Annotated in this window: 11 protein-coding genes, 2 tRNA genes and 1 riboswitch; of the genes, 8 read left to right on the top strand and 5 right to left on the bottom strand. The window is 67.5% G+C overall.

The window, feature by feature from the left end:
- Window positions 1-29: 29 nt before the first annotated feature.
- A complete protein-coding gene (locus tag ACAM51_RS04180) occupies window positions 30-1034 on the top strand; it encodes an alpha/beta fold hydrolase (protein ID WP_369642800.1) in 1005 nt (334 codons plus the stop codon).
- Window positions 1035-1133: 99 nt separating this feature from the next.
- Here ACAM51_RS04180 and rnr read toward each other — a convergent pair whose 3' ends face one another.
- Window positions 1134-3464 (bottom strand): ribonuclease R, encoded by a 2331-nt coding sequence (gene rnr, locus ACAM51_RS04185; RefSeq protein ID WP_369642801.1) that lies wholly within the window; start codon window positions 3462-3464, stop codon window positions 1134-1136.
- A 19-nt stretch (window positions 3465-3483) separates the two neighbouring features.
- Between rnr and ACAM51_RS04190 the strand changes: the two genes are divergently transcribed.
- Both ACAM51_RS04190 and ACAM51_RS04195 read left to right on the top strand, forming a co-directional pair.
- Window positions 3484-3568: transfer RNA gene (locus tag ACAM51_RS04190), tRNA-Leu, on the top strand.
- Between the two features lie 187 nt (window positions 3569-3755).
- Window positions 3756-3840 (top strand) — tRNA-Leu (locus ACAM51_RS04195).
- Window positions 3841-3976: 136 nt separating this feature from the next.
- Here the strand turns inward: ACAM51_RS04195 and ACAM51_RS04200 are convergent.
- Together ACAM51_RS04200 and ACAM51_RS04205 are read right to left on the bottom strand one after the other, a co-directional pair.
- On the bottom strand, window positions 3977-4414 hold the full coding sequence (locus tag ACAM51_RS04200; RefSeq protein ID WP_369643762.1) for a GNAT family acetyltransferase: 438 nt from the start codon (window positions 4412-4414) through the stop codon (window positions 3977-3979).
- A 34-nt stretch (window positions 4415-4448) separates the two neighbouring features.
- Entirely contained in the window at window positions 4449-7193 is a 2745-nt protein-coding gene (locus ACAM51_RS04205; RefSeq protein WP_218297712.1) for a DUF349 domain-containing protein, read from the bottom strand.
- A gap of 945 nt (window positions 7194-8138) precedes the next feature.
- Between ACAM51_RS04205 and ACAM51_RS04210 the strand changes: the two genes are divergently transcribed.
- The 4 genes from ACAM51_RS04210 (at window position 8139) to ACAM51_RS04225 (ending at window position 12085) form a co-directional block, all read left to right on the top strand.
- Window positions 8139-8981 (top strand): lytic transglycosylase domain-containing protein, encoded by an 843-nt coding sequence (locus tag ACAM51_RS04210; RefSeq protein ID WP_218297713.1) that lies wholly within the window; start codon window positions 8139-8141, stop codon window positions 8979-8981.
- Between the two features lie 96 nt (window positions 8982-9077).
- Window positions 9078-9234: riboswitch (ZMP/ZTP riboswitch) on the top strand.
- 35 nt (window positions 9235-9269) lie between these two features.
- Window positions 9270-10514, top strand: coding sequence for a serine hydroxymethyltransferase (glyA, locus tag ACAM51_RS04215; protein ID WP_218297714.1), 1245 nt, complete (start codon window positions 9270-9272; stop codon window positions 10512-10514).
- 21 nt (window positions 10515-10535) lie between these two features.
- Complete coding sequence (nrdR, locus tag ACAM51_RS04220) at window positions 10536-10985, top strand: transcriptional regulator NrdR (RefSeq protein WP_218297715.1); 450 nt, start codon at window positions 10536-10538, stop codon at window positions 10983-10985.
- Window positions 10986-11182: 197 nt separating this feature from the next.
- On the top strand, window positions 11183-12085 hold the full coding sequence (locus tag ACAM51_RS04225; protein WP_369642802.1) for a DMT family transporter: 903 nt from the start codon (window positions 11183-11185) through the stop codon (window positions 12083-12085).
- Between the two features lie 10 nt (window positions 12086-12095).
- On the opposite strand, the gene ACAM51_RS04230 is transcribed toward ACAM51_RS04225, so the two are convergent.
- A complete protein-coding gene (locus ACAM51_RS04230; RefSeq protein WP_369642803.1) occupies window positions 12096-13922 on the bottom strand; it encodes a bifunctional UDP-sugar hydrolase/5'-nucleotidase in 1827 nt (608 codons plus the stop codon).
- Between the two features lie 110 nt (window positions 13923-14032).
- Window positions 14033-15130 (bottom strand): chorismate synthase, encoded by a 1098-nt coding sequence (aroC, locus tag ACAM51_RS04235; protein ID WP_218297718.1) that lies wholly within the window; start codon window positions 15128-15130, stop codon window positions 14033-14035.
- A gap of 222 nt (window positions 15131-15352) precedes the next feature.
- Here aroC and ACAM51_RS04240 point away from each other — a divergent pair, with 222 nt between their 5' ends.
- Window positions 15353-17545: an EAL domain-containing protein gene (locus tag ACAM51_RS04240; protein ID WP_369642804.1), complete on the top strand. Its 2193-nt coding sequence runs from the start codon at window positions 15353-15355 to the stop codon at window positions 17543-17545.
- Window positions 17546-17561 lie beyond the last annotated feature (16 nt).

Consider the following 17561-nt stretch of genomic DNA (forward strand, 5'->3'; position numbering starts at 1 on the left):
CACCCACGACAACCTCTGGAGACCCATCCTTGAAACGCATTGTCCTTGCTGCCGTGGCAGCTTTCGCGCTCGCCGCCACGGCGCTGTACCACGGTGCCCCCTCGTTGTTCACGGAGCCCTTGCTCGCGCTCAATCGCAGCCTGTCGGGCCTGGAGGAAAAGACCGTCGCCGCCGCGATGCACCAGATCCACTACCTGGACAGCGGCGCCACGCCAGGGCCCCCGGCGCAGGGCGCCACCAGTTCCCCCCGCGTTCCGGTCGTCCTCTTGCACGGCATCTTTGCAGAGAAGGACCACTGGGTGGAGTTCGCCCGCCCGCTCACAGCCACCCACCGGGTGATCGCGCCAGATCTGCCGGGGTTCGGAGAAAGCACGCGCCGCGAGGACCAGGCCTATGACTACGCCGCCCACACCGAACGCCTGCGCAGCCTGCTCGATGCACTGGGCATTGAAAAGGCCCATCTGGCAGGCAACTCCATGGGGGGCACGATCGCGGCGCTGTTCGCCGCAGCACACCCCGAGCGCGTGGCGAGCGTGGCCTTCATCGGAGCACCACACGGCATCCGTTCACCGCAACCCAGCGCCATGGACCACCTCATCGACAGCGGGCAGCGCCCGCTCGTGGCGCACGACCCCGCGGCGTTCGACGCCATGATGGCGCTGGTGTTCGAGAAACGCCCTTTCCTGCCGTATCCCATCCTGCACGCCACGCAGCAGGACGCGCTGCGCAACGCGGCATCCAATGCGCGGCTCTGGGATGCACAGCTCAAGGACCGCTATCTGCTGCAGGAAAAGCTCGCCGCCCTCGAGCAGCACCCCACCCTGGTCCTGTGGGGCGAAAGCGACCGCGTCTTCCACCCCTCCGGCATGCGGCCCCTGAAGGCGGCCCTGCCGGGAGCGCAGGTGGAGGCACTGCGCGGGGTGGGCCACCTGCCGATGATGGAAGCGCCCCGGGACACGGCGCTGCGGTATGCGGAATTCCTGCGACACCCCGGGGCGCGGCCCTCCCGCTCCATGCCAGAGAAATCCCATTGAATCGCCCCATGGCGCTCTCCTGGAAAGCGCCGGAAGCTATCAAATATATAGCAAATTCCCGCCCGGGAGACGGTTCACCCCGGGTGGAAGCCGCGGGGGTCAGCCACGGCGCGGCTTGCGCCCCTTGCCCTTGCCGGACTTGCTGCCGGCCGCGGCCTTTTTCACCGAGGCCTTGAGCTCCTGGATGGGCGAGCGGGCCGCGCGCTCACGCGTGAGCGATGCGAGTTCGGTGCTGGACGCCTCGGGCGCGGGGCCACGCTTGCGGGCTGCCGGGCGGCCCCCCGCCTTGCGCGCGCCGCCGGGGCCGTCGGAGGCAACGCCCTTGTCCTTGAGCGCGCGGCCGAGCAGCTCCTCCCCCTCGCGCACCAGGCGGAAGTCGATCTTGCGGCCATCGAGGTCCACGCGGCTGACCTGCACCCGCACCCGCGCGCCGATGGCGTAACGGATGCCGGTGCGCTCGCCGCGCAGCTCCTGGCGCGCCTCGTCGAACTTGAAGTACTCGCCACCCAGCTCGGTGATGTGCACCAGGCCTTCGACGTACATCGCGTCGAGCGTGACGAAGATGCCGAAGCTCGTCGCCGCGCTGACCACGCCGCTGTACTCCTCGCCCAGGTGCTCGCGCATGTACTTGCACTTGAGCCAGGCTTCCACGTCGCGGCTGGCCTCGTCGGCACGGCGCTCGTTGGCGCTGCAGTGCAGGCCCGCGGCCTCCCAGGCCTGCGTATCGCGGCTCGGCGGCTTCACTTCCTTGCGCGGCTTGGTGCCGGGCGCCGCCACGCGGGCGGCCAGGCGCTTGGCCAGCTTGGCGTGGGCCTCGCCCGGCGTCGGCAGCGACGGCAGCGCGTATTTGGTCTTGCCCAGGATGGCCTTGATGACCCGGTGCACCAGCAGGTCGGGATAGCGCCGGATGGGGCTGGTGAAGTGCGTGTAGGCCTCGAACGCCAGGCCGAAGTGGCCGCTGTTGACGGGCGTGTAGATGGCCTGCTGCATGGAGCGCAGCAGCATGGTGTGGATCTGCTGCGCGTCCGGCCGGTCCTTGGTGGCCTCGGCGATGGCCTGGAACTCGGCGGGCTTGGGATCGTCGCCGATGGTCATGCCCACGGCCATGGCCTTGAGGTAGTTGCGCAGGATTTCCTGCTTCTCGGGCGTGGGGCCTTCGTGCACGCGGAACAGGCCGGGCTGGCCGCCCTGCGCGATGAAGTCGGCGCTGCACACGTTGGCGGCCAGCATGGCCTCTTCGATGAGCTTGTGCGCATCGTTGCGGGTGCGCGGCACGATCTTCTCGATGCGGCCGTTCTCGTCGCAGATGATCTGCGTCTCGGTGGTCTCGAAGTCCACCGCGCCACGCTGCTGGCGCGCCACCAGCAGGGCGCGGTACACGTCATGCAGGTTGAGCAGGTCCTTCACGCGGTCCTTGCGCTTGCTGGCCTCGGGCCCGCGCGTGTTGGCCAGAATGGCCGCGACCTCGGTGTACGTGAACCGCGCATGGCTGAACATCACGGCCGGGTAGAACTGGTAGGCATGCACCTCGCCCTTGGCGGTGACCAGCATGTCGCAGACCATGCACAGGCGCTCGACCTCGGGGTTGAGCGAGCACAGGCCGTTGGAGAGCTTCTCGGGCAGCATGGGGATCACGCGGCGCGGGAAGTAGACGCTGGTGGCGCGGTCATAGGCATCGATGTCGATGGCGCTGCCGGTCTCCACGTAGTGGCTCACGTCGGCGATGGCCACCAGCAGGCGCCAGCCCTTGGCGCGACCGACCTTGGCGGGCTCGCAGTACACGGCGTCATCGAAATCGCGCGCGTCCTCGCCGTCGATGGTGACCAGGGGCACGTCGGTCAGGTCCACGCGGCGCTTCTTGTCCTGCGCGCGCACCTTGTCGGGCAGTTCCTTGGCCTGGGCCAGGCACTCGGCCGAGAACTCGTGCGGCACGCCGTACTTGCGCACCGCGATCTCGATCTCCATGCCGGGGTCATCCACCTCGCCGAGCACTTCGGTGATGCGGCCCACGGGCTGGCCGAACAGGGCCGGCGGCTCGGTCAATTCGACCACGACCACCTGGCCGGGCTTGGCGGCGCCGGTGGCACCCTTGGGGATCAGTACATCCTGCCCGTAGCGCTTGTCCTCGGGCGCCACCAGCCAGACGCCGCTTTCCTGCAGCAGGCGGCCGATGATGGGCTGGGGCGGGCGCTCGATGATCTCGACCACGCGGCCCTCGGGGCGGCCGCGCCGGTCCTGGCGCACGATGCGCACGCGCACGCGGTCCTTGTGCAGGACAGCGCGCATTTCGTTGGGGGGGATATAGATGTCGCCTTCGCCATCGTCGCGGATGACAAAACCGTGTCCGTCACGGTGCCCCTGCACGCTGCCTTCAATTTCGTCCGACAGATGCGCGGACTGCGCGCCGGGGGTGGTTTTTTTGATATACAATCTTAGTCTTTCCTGAAATGCCCAGGTGGCGGAATTGGTAGACGCACTAGTTTCAGGTACTAGCGAGTAACATCGTGGAGGTTCGAGTCCTCTCCTGGGCACCAAGTTTAACGAGAACCTGTGAAGGTTTTCAAAATATCGAAGCCGCTGTGAATACAGCGGCTTTTTTATTTCCCGCCTTCATGCCCCGACACCGCTTCCCGGGACGCTGGCGGAATGAATTTAAAAAAATCTTCATCCACTCGCCAGAAGCCGCAATTACTTGTTCTATAATTCGAGGCTGATCTGAAAGCCCAGGTGGCGGAATTGGTAGACGCACTAGTTTCAGGTACTAGCGAGTAACATCGTGGAGGTTCGAGTCCTCTCCTGGGCACCAAACAATAAAAAAGCCGTTGCAACCGCAACGGCTTTTTTATTCCTGCCCCGCCCTCGACAGGCGGGCAACGGGCGGCTCTTCGTGGCCATCAATGCCTGCGCAGTCCACGCTCCGGACAAGCCCTCCCCGGCCCTGCTCAAAGATCAGGTATCAAGCGCTTTCCCAGTGAAAACGCCTCGTCGCGCGCATAGCCGAGGGCATCGTAGAAATGCAGGACCCGGGCATTGCTGGTACGCACCAGCACATTGACCTTGGGACACCCGAGCCGCAGCAAGCGCAGCTCCACCTCCGCCATGAGACGGCGCCCCAGCGCCAGCCGCTGATGCCCCGGTGCCACCGCGAGGTAGTACACGGAGCCCCGGTGGCCGTCATAGCCCGCCATGGCGGTGCCCACGAGCCGTTCCGCCATGCCGTCTCGCGCCGGCACCACCGCCACCAGAAAAAGTTCTGGCTGCACCAGAAGCTTGCGGGCGATGTCCTTGTGAGGATCGTTCCAGGGGCGGACGAGCCCGCAGTCGTGCCACAGCGCCACCGCGGCAGCCTCATCGGCCGCCCCGAAAGGCCGGATGTGCACCGGCAACCCGCCAGCCATCGCTTCTTTGGCCCTCTTACTTGCGCAGCAGTGCCTTGAGCGCGTTCTGAAGGCGGCGCGCATTGGCCGCGTCGCTGGCGCTGGCCAGCACGCGGGCCGCGTCCTGCCCCCAGGTCTGCGCTGGCGCGGGATCGTTGCGGCGCGTGAGCAGTTGCAGCTGCAGCATGCGCCGGGCGGCGATGTGCTCCGCGGGCGTGGGCGCCTCTGCGGCCATCTCCAGGCGCAGCAGCGCTTCCGAGGCATCGCCCTTCGGCGCCGCCGACAGGGCCTGCGCCCAGGCGTTGCGCACCGATGCAGTCACACCCGCTCCGAGATCCTGCGTACTGGGCACCAGGCCCGCGTCGCGCTTTTCCCACGCGGTCAGCAATTGCGTCAGTGCCTCGCCGTGGGCTTGCGCCGCCAGTTTTTTCAGAGCCAGCTGGGCATGCTCCATGGCGTCGCGCTGCGCGCGGAAAGCGGTGTCTCCCAGGCGCGGGCCCCGGTCTTCCTGCGCAGGACGGTCGCCGAAACGGCCACCCCGGTCATTGCGGTCGCCAAAACGGCCGTCTGGACGCGGGCCACCACGGCCGGCATCACGGTCGCCAGGGCGGCCATCCCTGCGGTCGCCGGGGCGCGCACCACGGCCCGGCGCAGCAGGCGCATCCTTCTTCATGCCCGGCCGGTCGTCACCGCGCACGGCCACCACGGGCCGCGCCACGGGCTTGGGTGCCACGGGCGCCGGTGCGCAAGCCACCGGCTCCGCCTCCACACCCTCGGCCACCGGATCCGCCGGAGCTTCCGAAGCGGATTCAGCCGCCATGGCGGACTGGCTCTGCTCGTCCTTCTGCGCCGAGGCCACGGCCTGCGCGGCCTGCGCCTGACCGCGCAGCGCGGCCTCCAGCGCCTGCATGGCAGAGCGGATCTGCTGCGCATCCCCCGTCGCATTGGCGGCTTCCAGGGACTTGGAGGCCTCCAGCACCACGCGGTCGCGGGCGCTCAATTCGGTGACTGCGCGCTCACGGTCTGCGGACTTGCGGTTGAAAGCCTCGTCGATGGGCTTGCGGAACGCGTCCCACAGCTTTTGCTCGTGCTTGCGGTCCAGCGGCACCGTCTGCGCCTCGGCCTGCCAGCGCTGCTGGAGCGCCTTGACCGCATCGATGCGCAGCGCGGGCGCAGCCCCCAATGCGGTGGCTTCGTCGATCATGGCGTGGCGACGCGCCAGGCTCTCCTTCTGGGCTGCTTCCAGCGGGGCCGCCGCCGAGGCGATGGCCTGCTTCCACAAGGGCTGCAGCTCGGCAAAGATCTTCTCGCCCACATGACCACCTTCGCGCCAGCGGTCGCCAAACTGGTGGAGCGCGCGGTTGATGGCCTTCCAGTCACCCGACGCCGCATGCGCTTGCGACCATGCCTTGAGCTCCTCGATCAGTGCCAGGCGCTGCGCCTTGTGCTCGGCAGCCTCCGTGCGGATCTTGTCCAGCCAGGCCTCGACCACCTTGTGGGCCGCGTTGCAGGCTTCATCGAATTTTTTCCACAGCGCATGGTTGGGTGCGCCCCCCTGGTCCGCCTGCTTCCATTGGTCGCGCAGGTTGCGCAGGATTTCCTGCATCTTGCGGCCACCCAGGGCCTGGCCTTCAGGACGGTTGAGCAAGGCCTCGGCCTTGGCCACCAGGTCCTCGCGCACCTGGTCGGCACTCCAGCGCTGCCAGCCTTCCAGTTCGCCAGCCGCCACCAGGGCCGCGTGCACCTGCTGCTCCAGGGCATTGTCGATGTGCTTTCCATGCACCTTGAGCACGGCGCGCAGCGCGGCTGCAGCACCCGCGCTGGCCTTGCCATGGCCTTCGGCGGTTTCCTTTTCGAGGACGGCCAGGGCTTCGCGCACGCTTTGCGCGGCCTTCTCGATCACTTCAGGAGCCGCCTTGGGCTTGGCCGCACGCGCGGGCTTGGCTGCGGCCGCAGCAGCAGCGGCCTCCGTGGGCAGGCCGCGCGCGGCGCGCAGCTCGTCGGCCCACACGGGCACGGGCGGCAGTGCAGCGCTGGCATCGGCCGCGGCCGCCACGGCCTGGGCCACGGCGGGCTGGAAAGCCTCCCACACCACCAGCAACTGGGTGCGCGACGCATCGAGCAGCGCAGGAAAGCGCGCTTCCACGCTCGCCCAGCTGGCATCGCTGGTGAGTTCCTGTGCCTGCTCCTGCCAGCGGGCCACATCGGCACGCAGGAGTTCAAGCGCCGCCTGCGCATCGCGCCAGGGCTTGGTGGAAAGCACTTCGATGCGCTGGGCCAGCAGCACGGCGGCCTCCCGCTGCACCTGCACGCGATGCTGCAGGTCTTCGATCACTTTCACACGGTCCGCGACCTGCACCTTGAGCAGCGACAACGGCTCGCGCGACAGCGGCGCACCGGCCTTGGCTGCATCGCGCTGCCAGGCCATGGCATCGGCGATATTGAGCTTGGGGGCCGCAAGAAGGGCCTGTGCCTTTTCCGCCCACTCGGCGGCGATGGCCTCCTGCCCCTTGGCGCGGCGGATTTCGTCAAGGCGCTCTCGCACCGCGCGGGCTGCGCCCTTGTCACGGCCGCTCAACTCCTTGAAGACCTCCTGCAACTGCTCCGGGGCAGGCTGCGTGGCCAGCCAGTCGCGGATGCGGGAGGCGCGCTCACCAGAGGTGGCGGCAGAAAAGGCGCCGCCGGTCAACGCATCAAGCGGATGCGGCTCATGGGTTTTGGCCGGGGCCGGATTCACTTCAGGTGCGTCGGACATTTTGCTGCGGGAAAAAAATGGAAACATGGATCCAATGGATAACAAAGGCTCCCCCAGGCGCATTGCCTGGAGGCCCGCCCTGGCAACCGCACTGCACGCGCGCCAAGGCAACAAGGAGACTATTTTCACCGGGTTCGGCCAACAGACCGCAGCATGGCGCTGCGCCAAACCCCGAGGGTGATCTGGCACAAGGCTTTGCCAGACGGGCTGACATGCTGCGACCCCCGCAAGGGGCATCGCCCGCGACTCCGGGCGAACTGTCGCCGCTCTAGGGAACAGCCCCCATTATCTATATATAAGCGCCGCTAGCCCAGACAGCCCGCCAGCACAAACAAGAAAGCCCGGCGGACAGTGCCTCAAGGCCTGCCTGCCGGGCTTGACGGCTGACACAACGGTCTTTGCCATCGGTCGCAAATGCGGAGATGAAGGTCCACACTGCGAGGAGGCAAGGTATTGCCTCCAGGGGGTGCCTTGGAATCCTCATCTGCTGCACCAGGGCACTGAATGCCTTTGGAGGGAGACTTGGTTTCGTCTGGCGATGCCTGAAATCAACAGGCAACTCAACCTTACCAAAGTAGTTGCCGCAGTTCAAACTGGATTCTCAATGGCGAAAAGTCCACCGATTGAATTTGACATGAGCTTGTAACAACCCGCCTGAGGCCACAGGCCCCAAACGTCCGCCGGCACCCCAAAAACTGTGATTTTTTACATATTTTTTATAACTTATTAGTCTTATGATTCAATTCATTAGTATTGACTAAGCATTTAGTGACCTCCTAGAATCCGCCAGCCCCAAAAACAGGCTAGTAAAAACCCCAACCCGCTGCCGAACCCGGCTAAGTCAAACCAGGCCCAAAGCACCCCAGAGATGTGCGGCCCACTTGATGGCGTACCAATCCAGGCGACCCGCTGAGACGGGACAGTCACCGATGACTGCCCAGGCTCAGTGCGGCGCTTCAGAAAGGAAGAGCTATGACAGCGTCAGGAAAAATAGTCTCCGGCGTGCGGACCTTCGTGGCCGACGTGACCGAAGGTTTTCTTGAAATCACCCACAACAGCTTCGCCCTCATCGGCCTGGCTGTGGCCTTTGTCGTGATCACCCTCACGGCCCGCCCGGACCTGCGCCAGGCAGGCGAAGCGCAATTGATGAACTGGCTGCAGGCCCGCCAGGTGGAAGTGCTTGGCATGCCCATCGAGCCGGAGGCCAGCGAGCGCGCCACGGCGGGCAATCCCAAGGACCTGCCCAAGGAGCAGGCCGCCGTCGCCTTCTGGCTCAGCAAGAAGTACCGCGTTGCCCCCGAGCCGCTGAGCGTGCTGGTGGCAGAGGCCTATGAAATTGGCGCGAAGTCCAAGATCGATCCCACGCTGATCCTGGCCATCATGGCCATCGAGTCGAGCTTCAACCCGTTTGCGCAAAGCGCGGTGGGCGCCCAGGGGCTGATGCAGGTGATGACCAACGTGCATACCGACAAGTACCAGAACTTTGGGGGGCACTTTGCGGCCTTCGATCCCGTGAGCAACCTGCGCGTGGGCGTGAAGGTCCTGCAGGAATGCATTTCGCGCGCGGGTTCCGTGGAGGGCGGGCTGCGCTTTTACGTGGGCGCCGGCAACCTGGCCGACGACGGCGGCTATGCCGCCAAGGTGATGGCCGAGCATTTCCGCCTGCGCCAGGTGGCCGGTGGCCGCTCCATGCCCACCGCGCCACCGCCCACGCTGTCCACCCAGGCACCCGCCCAGATCATCCCGGTGTCTGCGCCGCCCGCGACGCCAGCGGCGGTGGCGGCCGACAAGGTGGCCCTGCTGACGGGGCTCTGAGCCGATCCTGTGCCGCCGGCCGGGGCGCCATGACCCCGGGGCGCACGGCACTTCGCGCGATGCGGCACAGGTTGCGCATGCCACGTCAGCTACACTAGCGGGGTACGCGACTGGCGATAGGCGCGGCATCCCGCACACAGGGTGCTGCCGCTGACGTGGAAACCAGCAAGGGCTTGCCCCTTGTGAACCACTGGGAAGCGTGCCGCACGGGGTTTATCCCTTCTGCGTTCAGCCGTTCGCCTGGGCAGCCCTTGTTTCAAGGGACACAAGTTCATAGGACTGCCAATCATGTACGACCGCAATATTCTTGTCGAACAAACCGACCCCGAACTCTTTGCCGCCATCCAGGCTGAAAACGCCCGGCAAGAGCACCACATCGAGCTGATCGCCAGCGAGAACTACGCATCCCCCGCGGTGATGTGGGCGCAGGGCACGCAGCTGACCAACAAGTACGCCGAAGGCTATCCCGGCAAGCGCTACTACGGTGGCTGCGAGCACGTGGACGTGGCCGAGCAGCTGGCCATCGACCGCGTCAAGCAGATCTTCGGTGCCGAGGCCGCCAACGTGCAGCCCCACTGCGGCGCATCCGCCAACGAGGCCGTATTCCTCGCGTTCCTCAAGCCCGGCGACACCATCATGGGCATGAGCCTGGCCGAAGGCGGCCACCTCACGCACGGCATGCCGCTGAACATGTCCGGCAAATGGTTCAACGTGGTCTCCTACGGCCTCGATGCCAACGAAGCTCTGGACTACGACGCCATGGAGAAGAAGGCGCACGAAACCCGCCCCAAGCTCATCATCGCCGGTGCCTCGGCCTACAGCCTGCACATCGACTTCGCACGCTTTGCCAAGGTGGCCAAGGACGTGGGCGCGATCTTCATGGTGGACATGGCCCACTACGCCGGCCTGATCGCCGCGGGTGTGTACCCCAACCCGGTGCCGCATGCCGACGTGGTCACCAGCACCACGCACAAGAGCCTGCGCGGCCCCCGTGGCGGCATCATCCTGATGAAGGCCGAGCACGAGAAGGCCATCAACAGCGCCATCTTCCCCGGCCTGCAAGGCGGCCCGCTGATGCACGTGATCGCTGCCAAGGCCGTGGCCTTCAAGGAAGCGCTGCAGCCCGAGTTCAAGGCCTACCAGGAGCAGGTGGCCAAGAACGCCAAGGTGGTGGCCGAGACGCTGACCGCGCGCGGCCTGCGCATCGTCTCCGGCGGCACGCAAAGCCACGTGATGCTGGTGGACCTGCGCGCCAAGGGCATCACGGGCAAGGAAGCCGAGGCCGTGCTGGGCGCCGCCCACATGACCATCAACAAGAACGCGATCCCCAACGACCCTGAAAAGCCGATGGTGACCAGCGGCGTGCGCATTGGCACCCCCGCCATGACCACGCGCGGCTTCAAGGAAGAAGAAGCCCGCATCACGGCCAACCTGATCGCTGATGTGCTGGACAACCCCCGCGACGAGGCCAACATCGCGGCGGTGCGTGCCAAGGTCAATGCGCTGACGGCCCGCTTCCCGGTCTACCGTTAACTTCACCGGTCAGCAGCCGCCATGAAATGCCCCTTCTGCAGCAACCTGGAAACGCAAGTCGTCGAAACGCGGGTTTCTGAAGATGGGGTGTTCATCCGCCGCCGCCGCCAGTGCGGCGCGTGCGACAAGCGCTTTACCACCTACGAACGGCCGGAAGTGAGCTTCCCTGCCATCGTGAAGAAGGATGGCCGGCGCATCGAGTACGAACGCGCCAAGCTGCTCGCTTCCTTCAATCTGGCGCTGCGCAAGCGCCCGGTCAGCACGGACCAGATCGACAGCGCCATCGAGCGCATCGAGGAAAAGCTGCTCAACCTCGGCCAGCGCGAAGTGATCTCCAGCCGCATCGGCGAGCTGGTCATGCGCGAGCTCAAGAAGCTCGACAAGGTGGCCTACATCCGCTTTGCCAGCGTGTACCGCAGTTTCGAGGACATCGACGACTTCCGCGCGATGGTGGACGAAGTGCGCAAATAGCCGCCGCGGCGCCCACGGCCCGTTTGTTGCCGGGCTGGGCTGCCCACGCACCCGCCGCCAGCCAGCCAGGCCCAGCGGCCACCTTGGCGATACGCTATCAAAAATATAGCTTTCGGCGCTTGAAGTAAAAGCGCCAGAGGCTATTTTCATGGGCAAAACACCCCCCTGGTGCACAGAAACACCGCGGCTGCCCGACAATGCCTGCGGTGAAAACCCGCCACTTCCTGCAGCTGGTGCTGCTGTCGGCCCTCTGGGGCGCTTCGTTTCTCTTCATCCGCATCGCAAGCCCGCTGCTGGGGCCCAACGTGATGGCCGCCCTGCGCATCGGGCTGGGCACGCTGACCCTGGTCGCCATCATGCGGGCGGCCGGCGAGCCCTGGCCGTGGCGCCACTGGCGCGAGCTGTTCGGGCTGGGCACGCTCACCGTGGCGGTGCCGTTCCTGCTGTATGCCTGGGCAGCCTTGCACCTGCCGGCGGGCTACAGCTCATTGCTCAACACGATGGCCGTTCCCTTCAGCGTGCTCGCGGCTGCGTGGATGAAGGAAGACACGCTGAGCCAGCGCAAGTGGCTGGGCTGCCTGTGCGGCTTCGCGGGCGTGGCCCTGATCGTGCAGCTCGGCCCGGTGGAGCCCACGCCGTCCCTGCTGGTCGCGGCACTGGCCTGCATCATCGCGTCGGCCTGCTACGGGGTCTCCACCACCTGGATGAAGCGAGCCACCACGCGCATGTCACCCCTGTCGATCGCCGCAGGCATCCACGCCGCCGCGCTGGTGCTGCTGCTGCCGGGCGCCGCATGGAGCCTGCCCGAAGCCCGCTTCACCGCCGGGGCCGTGGCGGCGGTGGCGGTCATGGGCATCGCCACCTCGGGCCTGGCCTACTGGCTCAACCTGCGCGTGCTCGCCCAGGTATCCCCGGTGGCGGCGATGAGTTCCGCGTTCATGATCCCGCTGTTCGGGGTGGCCTGGGGGCATGTGTTCCTGGGCGAGGCCCTGGGCCCCGGCATGCTCTGGGGCGGAGCGCTCGTGCTGGTGGCCACCGGCCTGGTCACGGGCTTCAACCCGCTGCGCTGGCTGGCGGCACTGCGCCCGGGCAAGGAATAGCCGCCGCCGCTCAACGCACGGCGCGCGCGACGGACGTGATGCGGTTGGTCGCAGGCACGGCCACCGGACTCTGCGTGCGGAAATAGGCCTCCAGCGCGTCCAGGTCCAGCCCGCCCACCAGGCGGTCGCGCCCTTCGGTCAGCACGGTGAAGTTGTCTCCGCCGCTGTCGAGGTAGCTGCTCATCACCACGCGCACCGGCATGTCGTCACGCAGCGCAGCACCCTGCAGCACCATCTGGCTGACGCGCTCGCCCGCCGGCCGGGACAGGTCGAACTGGTAGGCAAAGCCCGATGAGACCGACAGCACGCGGGGCCGCTGCACGGTGTTGCTGCCGCTGGCGAACTGCTGCTCCAGCACCGCCCTGATCTGCGCGCCCGTGAAGGTCTTCACGACCAGCTGGTTGCCAAAGGGCTGCACGGCAAACAGCTGCCCGTAGCGCACCAGGCCCTGCGCATCCGGCACCAGGTCGGCACGCAGCCCCCCCGGATTCATGAAGGACAGCTGCGCCCCGCCCTGCTCCGGCGCGCGCGTGGCGTGGAGCTGCGCATCGGCGACCAGGTTGCCCAGGGCGCTCTCCAGCGAGGGCGTCAGCACGCGGCGCAGGGCCGACACGGCCTGCCCCACCGGGCGCTGCGCCAGCGGTATGGCCGCCGCGCGGTAGGTGTCGACGATCTTTTGCACCGCCGGATCGGCCGGGAAGGAAGGCACGGCCGAGGTCATGGGCACGTGTCCCTGGCTGCCGGTGAAGGCCTCTCCCTGCACGATGACGTTGCGCGCCGTCTTGCGCACCACGCGGCGCGTGCGGGTGTCCACACGCAGCTGGATGTCGGTGAGCAGCGTCCCATACTGGCCTGCACTGGTCAGCAGGAAGGGCCTGGCGGGATTCACACGGGCGTAGTCGCACACGTAGGCCTGGTGCGTGTGGCCGGAGACCACCACGTCCACCGCGGGGTCCAGGCGCTCCAGGATGGGGACGATATCGCCGGAGAGGCCCGCGCAGCTGGTCTCCTGCACGCCGGCCGTGGTGTTGCCGCCTTCATGGATGACGACCGCGATCACGTCGGCGCCCTGCGCCTTGAGCTGGGGAATCAGGGCATTGGCCGTGGCCGCCTCGTCCTCGAAGCGCAGCCCGGCCACGCCCGAGGGGCTCACCATGGTGGGCGTGGCCTGGAGCGTGAGCCCGATGACGCCCAGCGTCACCGTGGTGCCACCCTGCGTGAAGCGCTTGAGCCCCGTCGCGGGCAGCAGTGTCCGCCCGTCCTCGACGCGCACCGTGTTCGCGGCCAGGAAGCCAAAGCGGGCGCCCTTGAATGGCTGGCTGATCTGGCAGGGCTGGCGCGCCGTGAACTTCTCGCAACCTCCCTGCTGCAGGCGCAGCAGCTCGCGCCAGCCGCGGTCGAACTCATGGTTGCCCACCGCGTTGAAGTCGATCTGCATCTCGTTGACGGCCTCGATGGTGGGCTCGTCCAGGAATAGCGAGGACACCAGCGGCGACGCACCGACCATGTCGCCGGCGGACACGACCGCGTGGTGCGGCCCCCGCGCCTTGAGGGCTGCGATGGCACTCGCGAAGTACGCCATCCCGCCCGCGGGCACCGCCACCGGTCCCGTGGGGCTTAGGACGGCATGCGCCATGCGGGGCGGCTCCATGTTGCCATGCAGGTCGTTGAAGCCGATGAGCGTGATGTCGATGTGCGCGGGTGCCGGATCGCCGGCCCATCGCGTGGCCGTGCCGCAGCCCGCCAGGAGGCCCCCGAGGACGCCCGCCGCCGCGAGCACCGCGCCGCTGCGCGCCCATCCTGAACCACGGAATGCCTGTGCCAACAACCTGCGCATGGAGAGTGCCTTGTCCAGTCCAGTAAAAAGGGCGCGCATCCCTGCACGCCCCGCAAACCACGGCGGCGAAGCGCCCGGGCCGGGCCCGGTGCGCTGTGCCATGCCGATTCCTACAGAAACGATGCCTGGATGGGCGGCACCGGCGGCACCACATCGCCACACTGCGCGCGGTGGCGCAGGGCATGGTCCATGACGACCAGCGCCAGCAGCGCCTCGGCGATGGGCGCAGCGCGGATGCCCACGCAGGGGTCGTGGCGGCCCTTGGTGACGACCTCGGTGCTCTTGCCGTGCACATCGATCGATTCGCGCGGGCTGATGATGGAGCTGGTGGGCTTGATCGCGATGCTCACCTCCAGGTCCTGCCCGGTGCTGATGCCGCCCAGCACGCCGCCCGCGTTGTTCGTGCGAAAGCCCTGGGGTGTCATCGAATCGCCATGCATCGTGCCCCGGTGGGCCACGCTGGCAAAGCCCGCGCCGATCTCCACGCCCTTCACCGCGTTCAGGCCCATCATGGCGTGGGCGATGTCGGCATCGAGCTTGTCGTACAGCGGCTCGCCCAGCCCCACGGGCACGCCGGTGGCCTGCACGCGGATGCGGGCACCGCAGGAATCACCGGCCTTGCGCAGGGCGTCCATGTAATCCTCGTACTGCTGCACGTCGGCCACGGGGGCGAAGAAGGGATTGCTGCGCACGTGGTCCCAGCTCTCGAACGGGATGGACAGGTCGCCCAGCTGTGTCATGCAGGCGCGGAACTGCACGCCGTACCGCTGCGCAAGCCACTTCTTGGCCACGGCGCCAGCGGCCACCGTGGGCGCCGTCAGGCGGGCGGAAGACCGGCCTCCGCCGCGCGGGTCGCGGATGCCGTACTTGTGCCAGTAGGTGTAGTCGGCATGGCCGGGGCGAAAGCTCTCGGCGATGTTGCTGTAGTCCTTGCTGCGCTGGTCGGTGTTGCGGATCAGCAGCGCGATCGGCGTGCCGGTGGTCTTGCCCTCGTACACGCCCGACAGGATCTCCACCGCATCGGGCTCGTTGCGCTGGGTGACGTGGCGGCTGGTGCCGGGGCGGCGCCGGTCCAGGTCGGCCTGGATGTCGGCCTCGGCGAGCGCCATGCCGGGCGGACAGCCGTCGATCACGCAGCCAATGGCCGGGCCGTGGGATTCACCAAAGTTGGTGACTGCGAATAGGGATCCGAAAGTATTGCCGCTCATGGCGCGGGATTATCCCAGAGCGGCCGCACGGCCGCGCCTTGCCCCCGGGGTGATGGCCGGCGCCGTGCGCCAGGAGCCCGAAGGCGGGCCCTCCGTGCGGTGCGGATACCACGCGCCACCAACCTGCTTGGCATCGCGGGATGCGCTTGCTAGCATGGGTGGACGATCTTTGGGACAACCATGCCCGTTTCAGCTCCGCACCTTCCAGGCTCCCCCTCCCCTTTGGACCGCCCACCGGCAAGCCTCCTGGCAGACGCCCCGCTGCGCAGGGCCCTGGATGCCAGCGACAACGCCATCGTGATGAGCAACAGCGCCAGGCTCGTCGTGTACATCAACGAGGGCTTCACCCGCCTGTTCGGCTTCAGGCCCCAGGAGGTGCTCGGGCGGCACCTGAGCGATGTGCTGCTGGGCCCGCACTCCGACCCAGGGCTGCTCGCCGACATCCGCAGCGGCATGCACACCGAGGGCTGTTTCCACACCGAGACCCTGCTGTACAGCCGGGCCGGCGCGCCGCGCTGGGTGTCGATGATGATCAATGCATCGGACGAGGCCTCGGGCGGGCCGGGCGGCAGCATCACCGTGCTGACAGACATCACGCTCACCAAGATGCACGAGGTGCTGCAAAAGCGGGTGCTCGAGGGCATGGTCAATGAACTGCCCCTGGCCGATCTGATGGCCCTCGTCTGCCACGAAGTGGAGCGCATCGCCCCCGAAGTCACCGCCTCCATCCTGGCCGTGGATGAGCAAGGCCTGCTGCGCCCCCTGGCGGCACCGGGGCTTCCTCCCGCCATCTGCCAGGCGCTCGACGGCCTGCCCATCGGCCCCCGTGCGGGGTCGTGCGGCACCGCGGCCTTCAGGGGCATCCCCGTGGCGGTCAACGACATCGCCACCGACCCCTTGTGGGACGACTACCGCGCGCTGTTCGCACCCAGCGGCGTGCGCGCCTGCTGGTCCAGCCCGATCTGCGACCACACGGGCAAGGTGGTGGGCACCTTTGCCTTCTACTTTCGCGAGCCGCGCGGCCCGGATGCGCTGCACTACCGGCTGGTGGGTGTATGCCTGCACCTGTGCGCGCTGGCCATCGAGCGCAATGCCACGCAGCAGCGCATTCACCGCCTCGCCTTTTTTGACGGGCTCACGGGCCTGCCCAACCGCGCGATGTTCCTCAGCAGCGCCGGGCGCACGCTGGCCGGCCTGCGGCAGGACGGCCGCCCCGGCGCGCTGCTGTTCATCGATCTGGACCGCTTCAAGCAGGTGAACGACACGCAGGGGCATGCCGCGGGCGACGCGCTGTTGTGCGAAGTGGCCAGGCGGCTGACGCAGTGCCTGCGAGCGCGGGACCTGATCGGCCGGCTGGCGGGCGACGAATTCGTGCTGCTGCTGTCCGAGTGCGCCACCGAGGAAGCGGTGCAGGCGGCGCACCGCATGCTGGAGGAAATGTCCCGGCCCATGGACATCCATGGACAGGCCCATGTCTGCCACGCCAGCATCGGCATCGCGATGTTTCCCGACGACGGCGACGCCATCGAGACGCTGCTGCGCCATGCCGACCAGGCGATGGCACAGGCCAAGAGCGATCACCGGCACAGCCTGCAATTGTTCAGCGCGGAGATGAACCGGCGCGCGCAGGAACGTGCAGCGCTGGAGCGCGCATTGCGCCAGGCCCTGGCCGAACGCCGCCTGACGCTGCACTACCAGCCCCAGGTGCTCGGCGAAGCGCCCGGCACCCTGCACGGCGTGGAAGCCCTCGCGCGGTGGCAGCACCCCGAATGGGGCATGGTGCCGCCCAGCCGGTTCATCCCCGTGGCCGAAGAGTCCGGCCTGATTCACGAGCTGACCCTGTGGCTGCTGGACGAGGCCTGTGCGCAGCTGTCGGCATGGCGCGCGGCGGGCCACCACGTGCCCTGCGTGGCGGTCAACCTGTCAGGGCGCAGCTTCCACCAGGCAGACCTTGCGCAGCAGGTGTGCGATGCGCTGCGGCGCCACGGGCTGCGCGCGGACGACGTGCTTCTGGAAATCACCGAGAGCGTCATGATGGACGCGCGGCCCGTCACGCTGGCCAACATCGAGGCGCTGCACGGCAAGGGATTCCGGCTGTCGCTGGACGATTTCGGCACCGGCTATTCCAGCCTGAGCTACCTGCACCGCCTTCCCATTTCGGAGCTCAAGCTCGACATGGCCTTCGTGCAGGACCTCACCACCAGCCCCACCGCGCGGGCCCTCACGGTGTCGGTGCTCAGCATCGCCCACAGCCTGGGCATGGTGGTGGTGGCCGAAGGGGTGGAAACCACGGGCCAGCAGCAGTGGCTGCAGGCGCATGGGTGTCCCGTCATGCAGGGCTATCTGTTTGGCAAGCCGCTGCCACCGGACGAACTGGAGGCCTGGCTCTGCGCGCAGGCAGCGCGCCCGCGCTGAGCGCCGCCAGGGCGTG

Origin of the sequence: Acidovorax sp. A79, from assembly GCF_041154505.1 — a bacterium.
Lineage (GTDB): Bacteria > Pseudomonadota > Gammaproteobacteria > Burkholderiales > Burkholderiaceae_C > Acidovorax.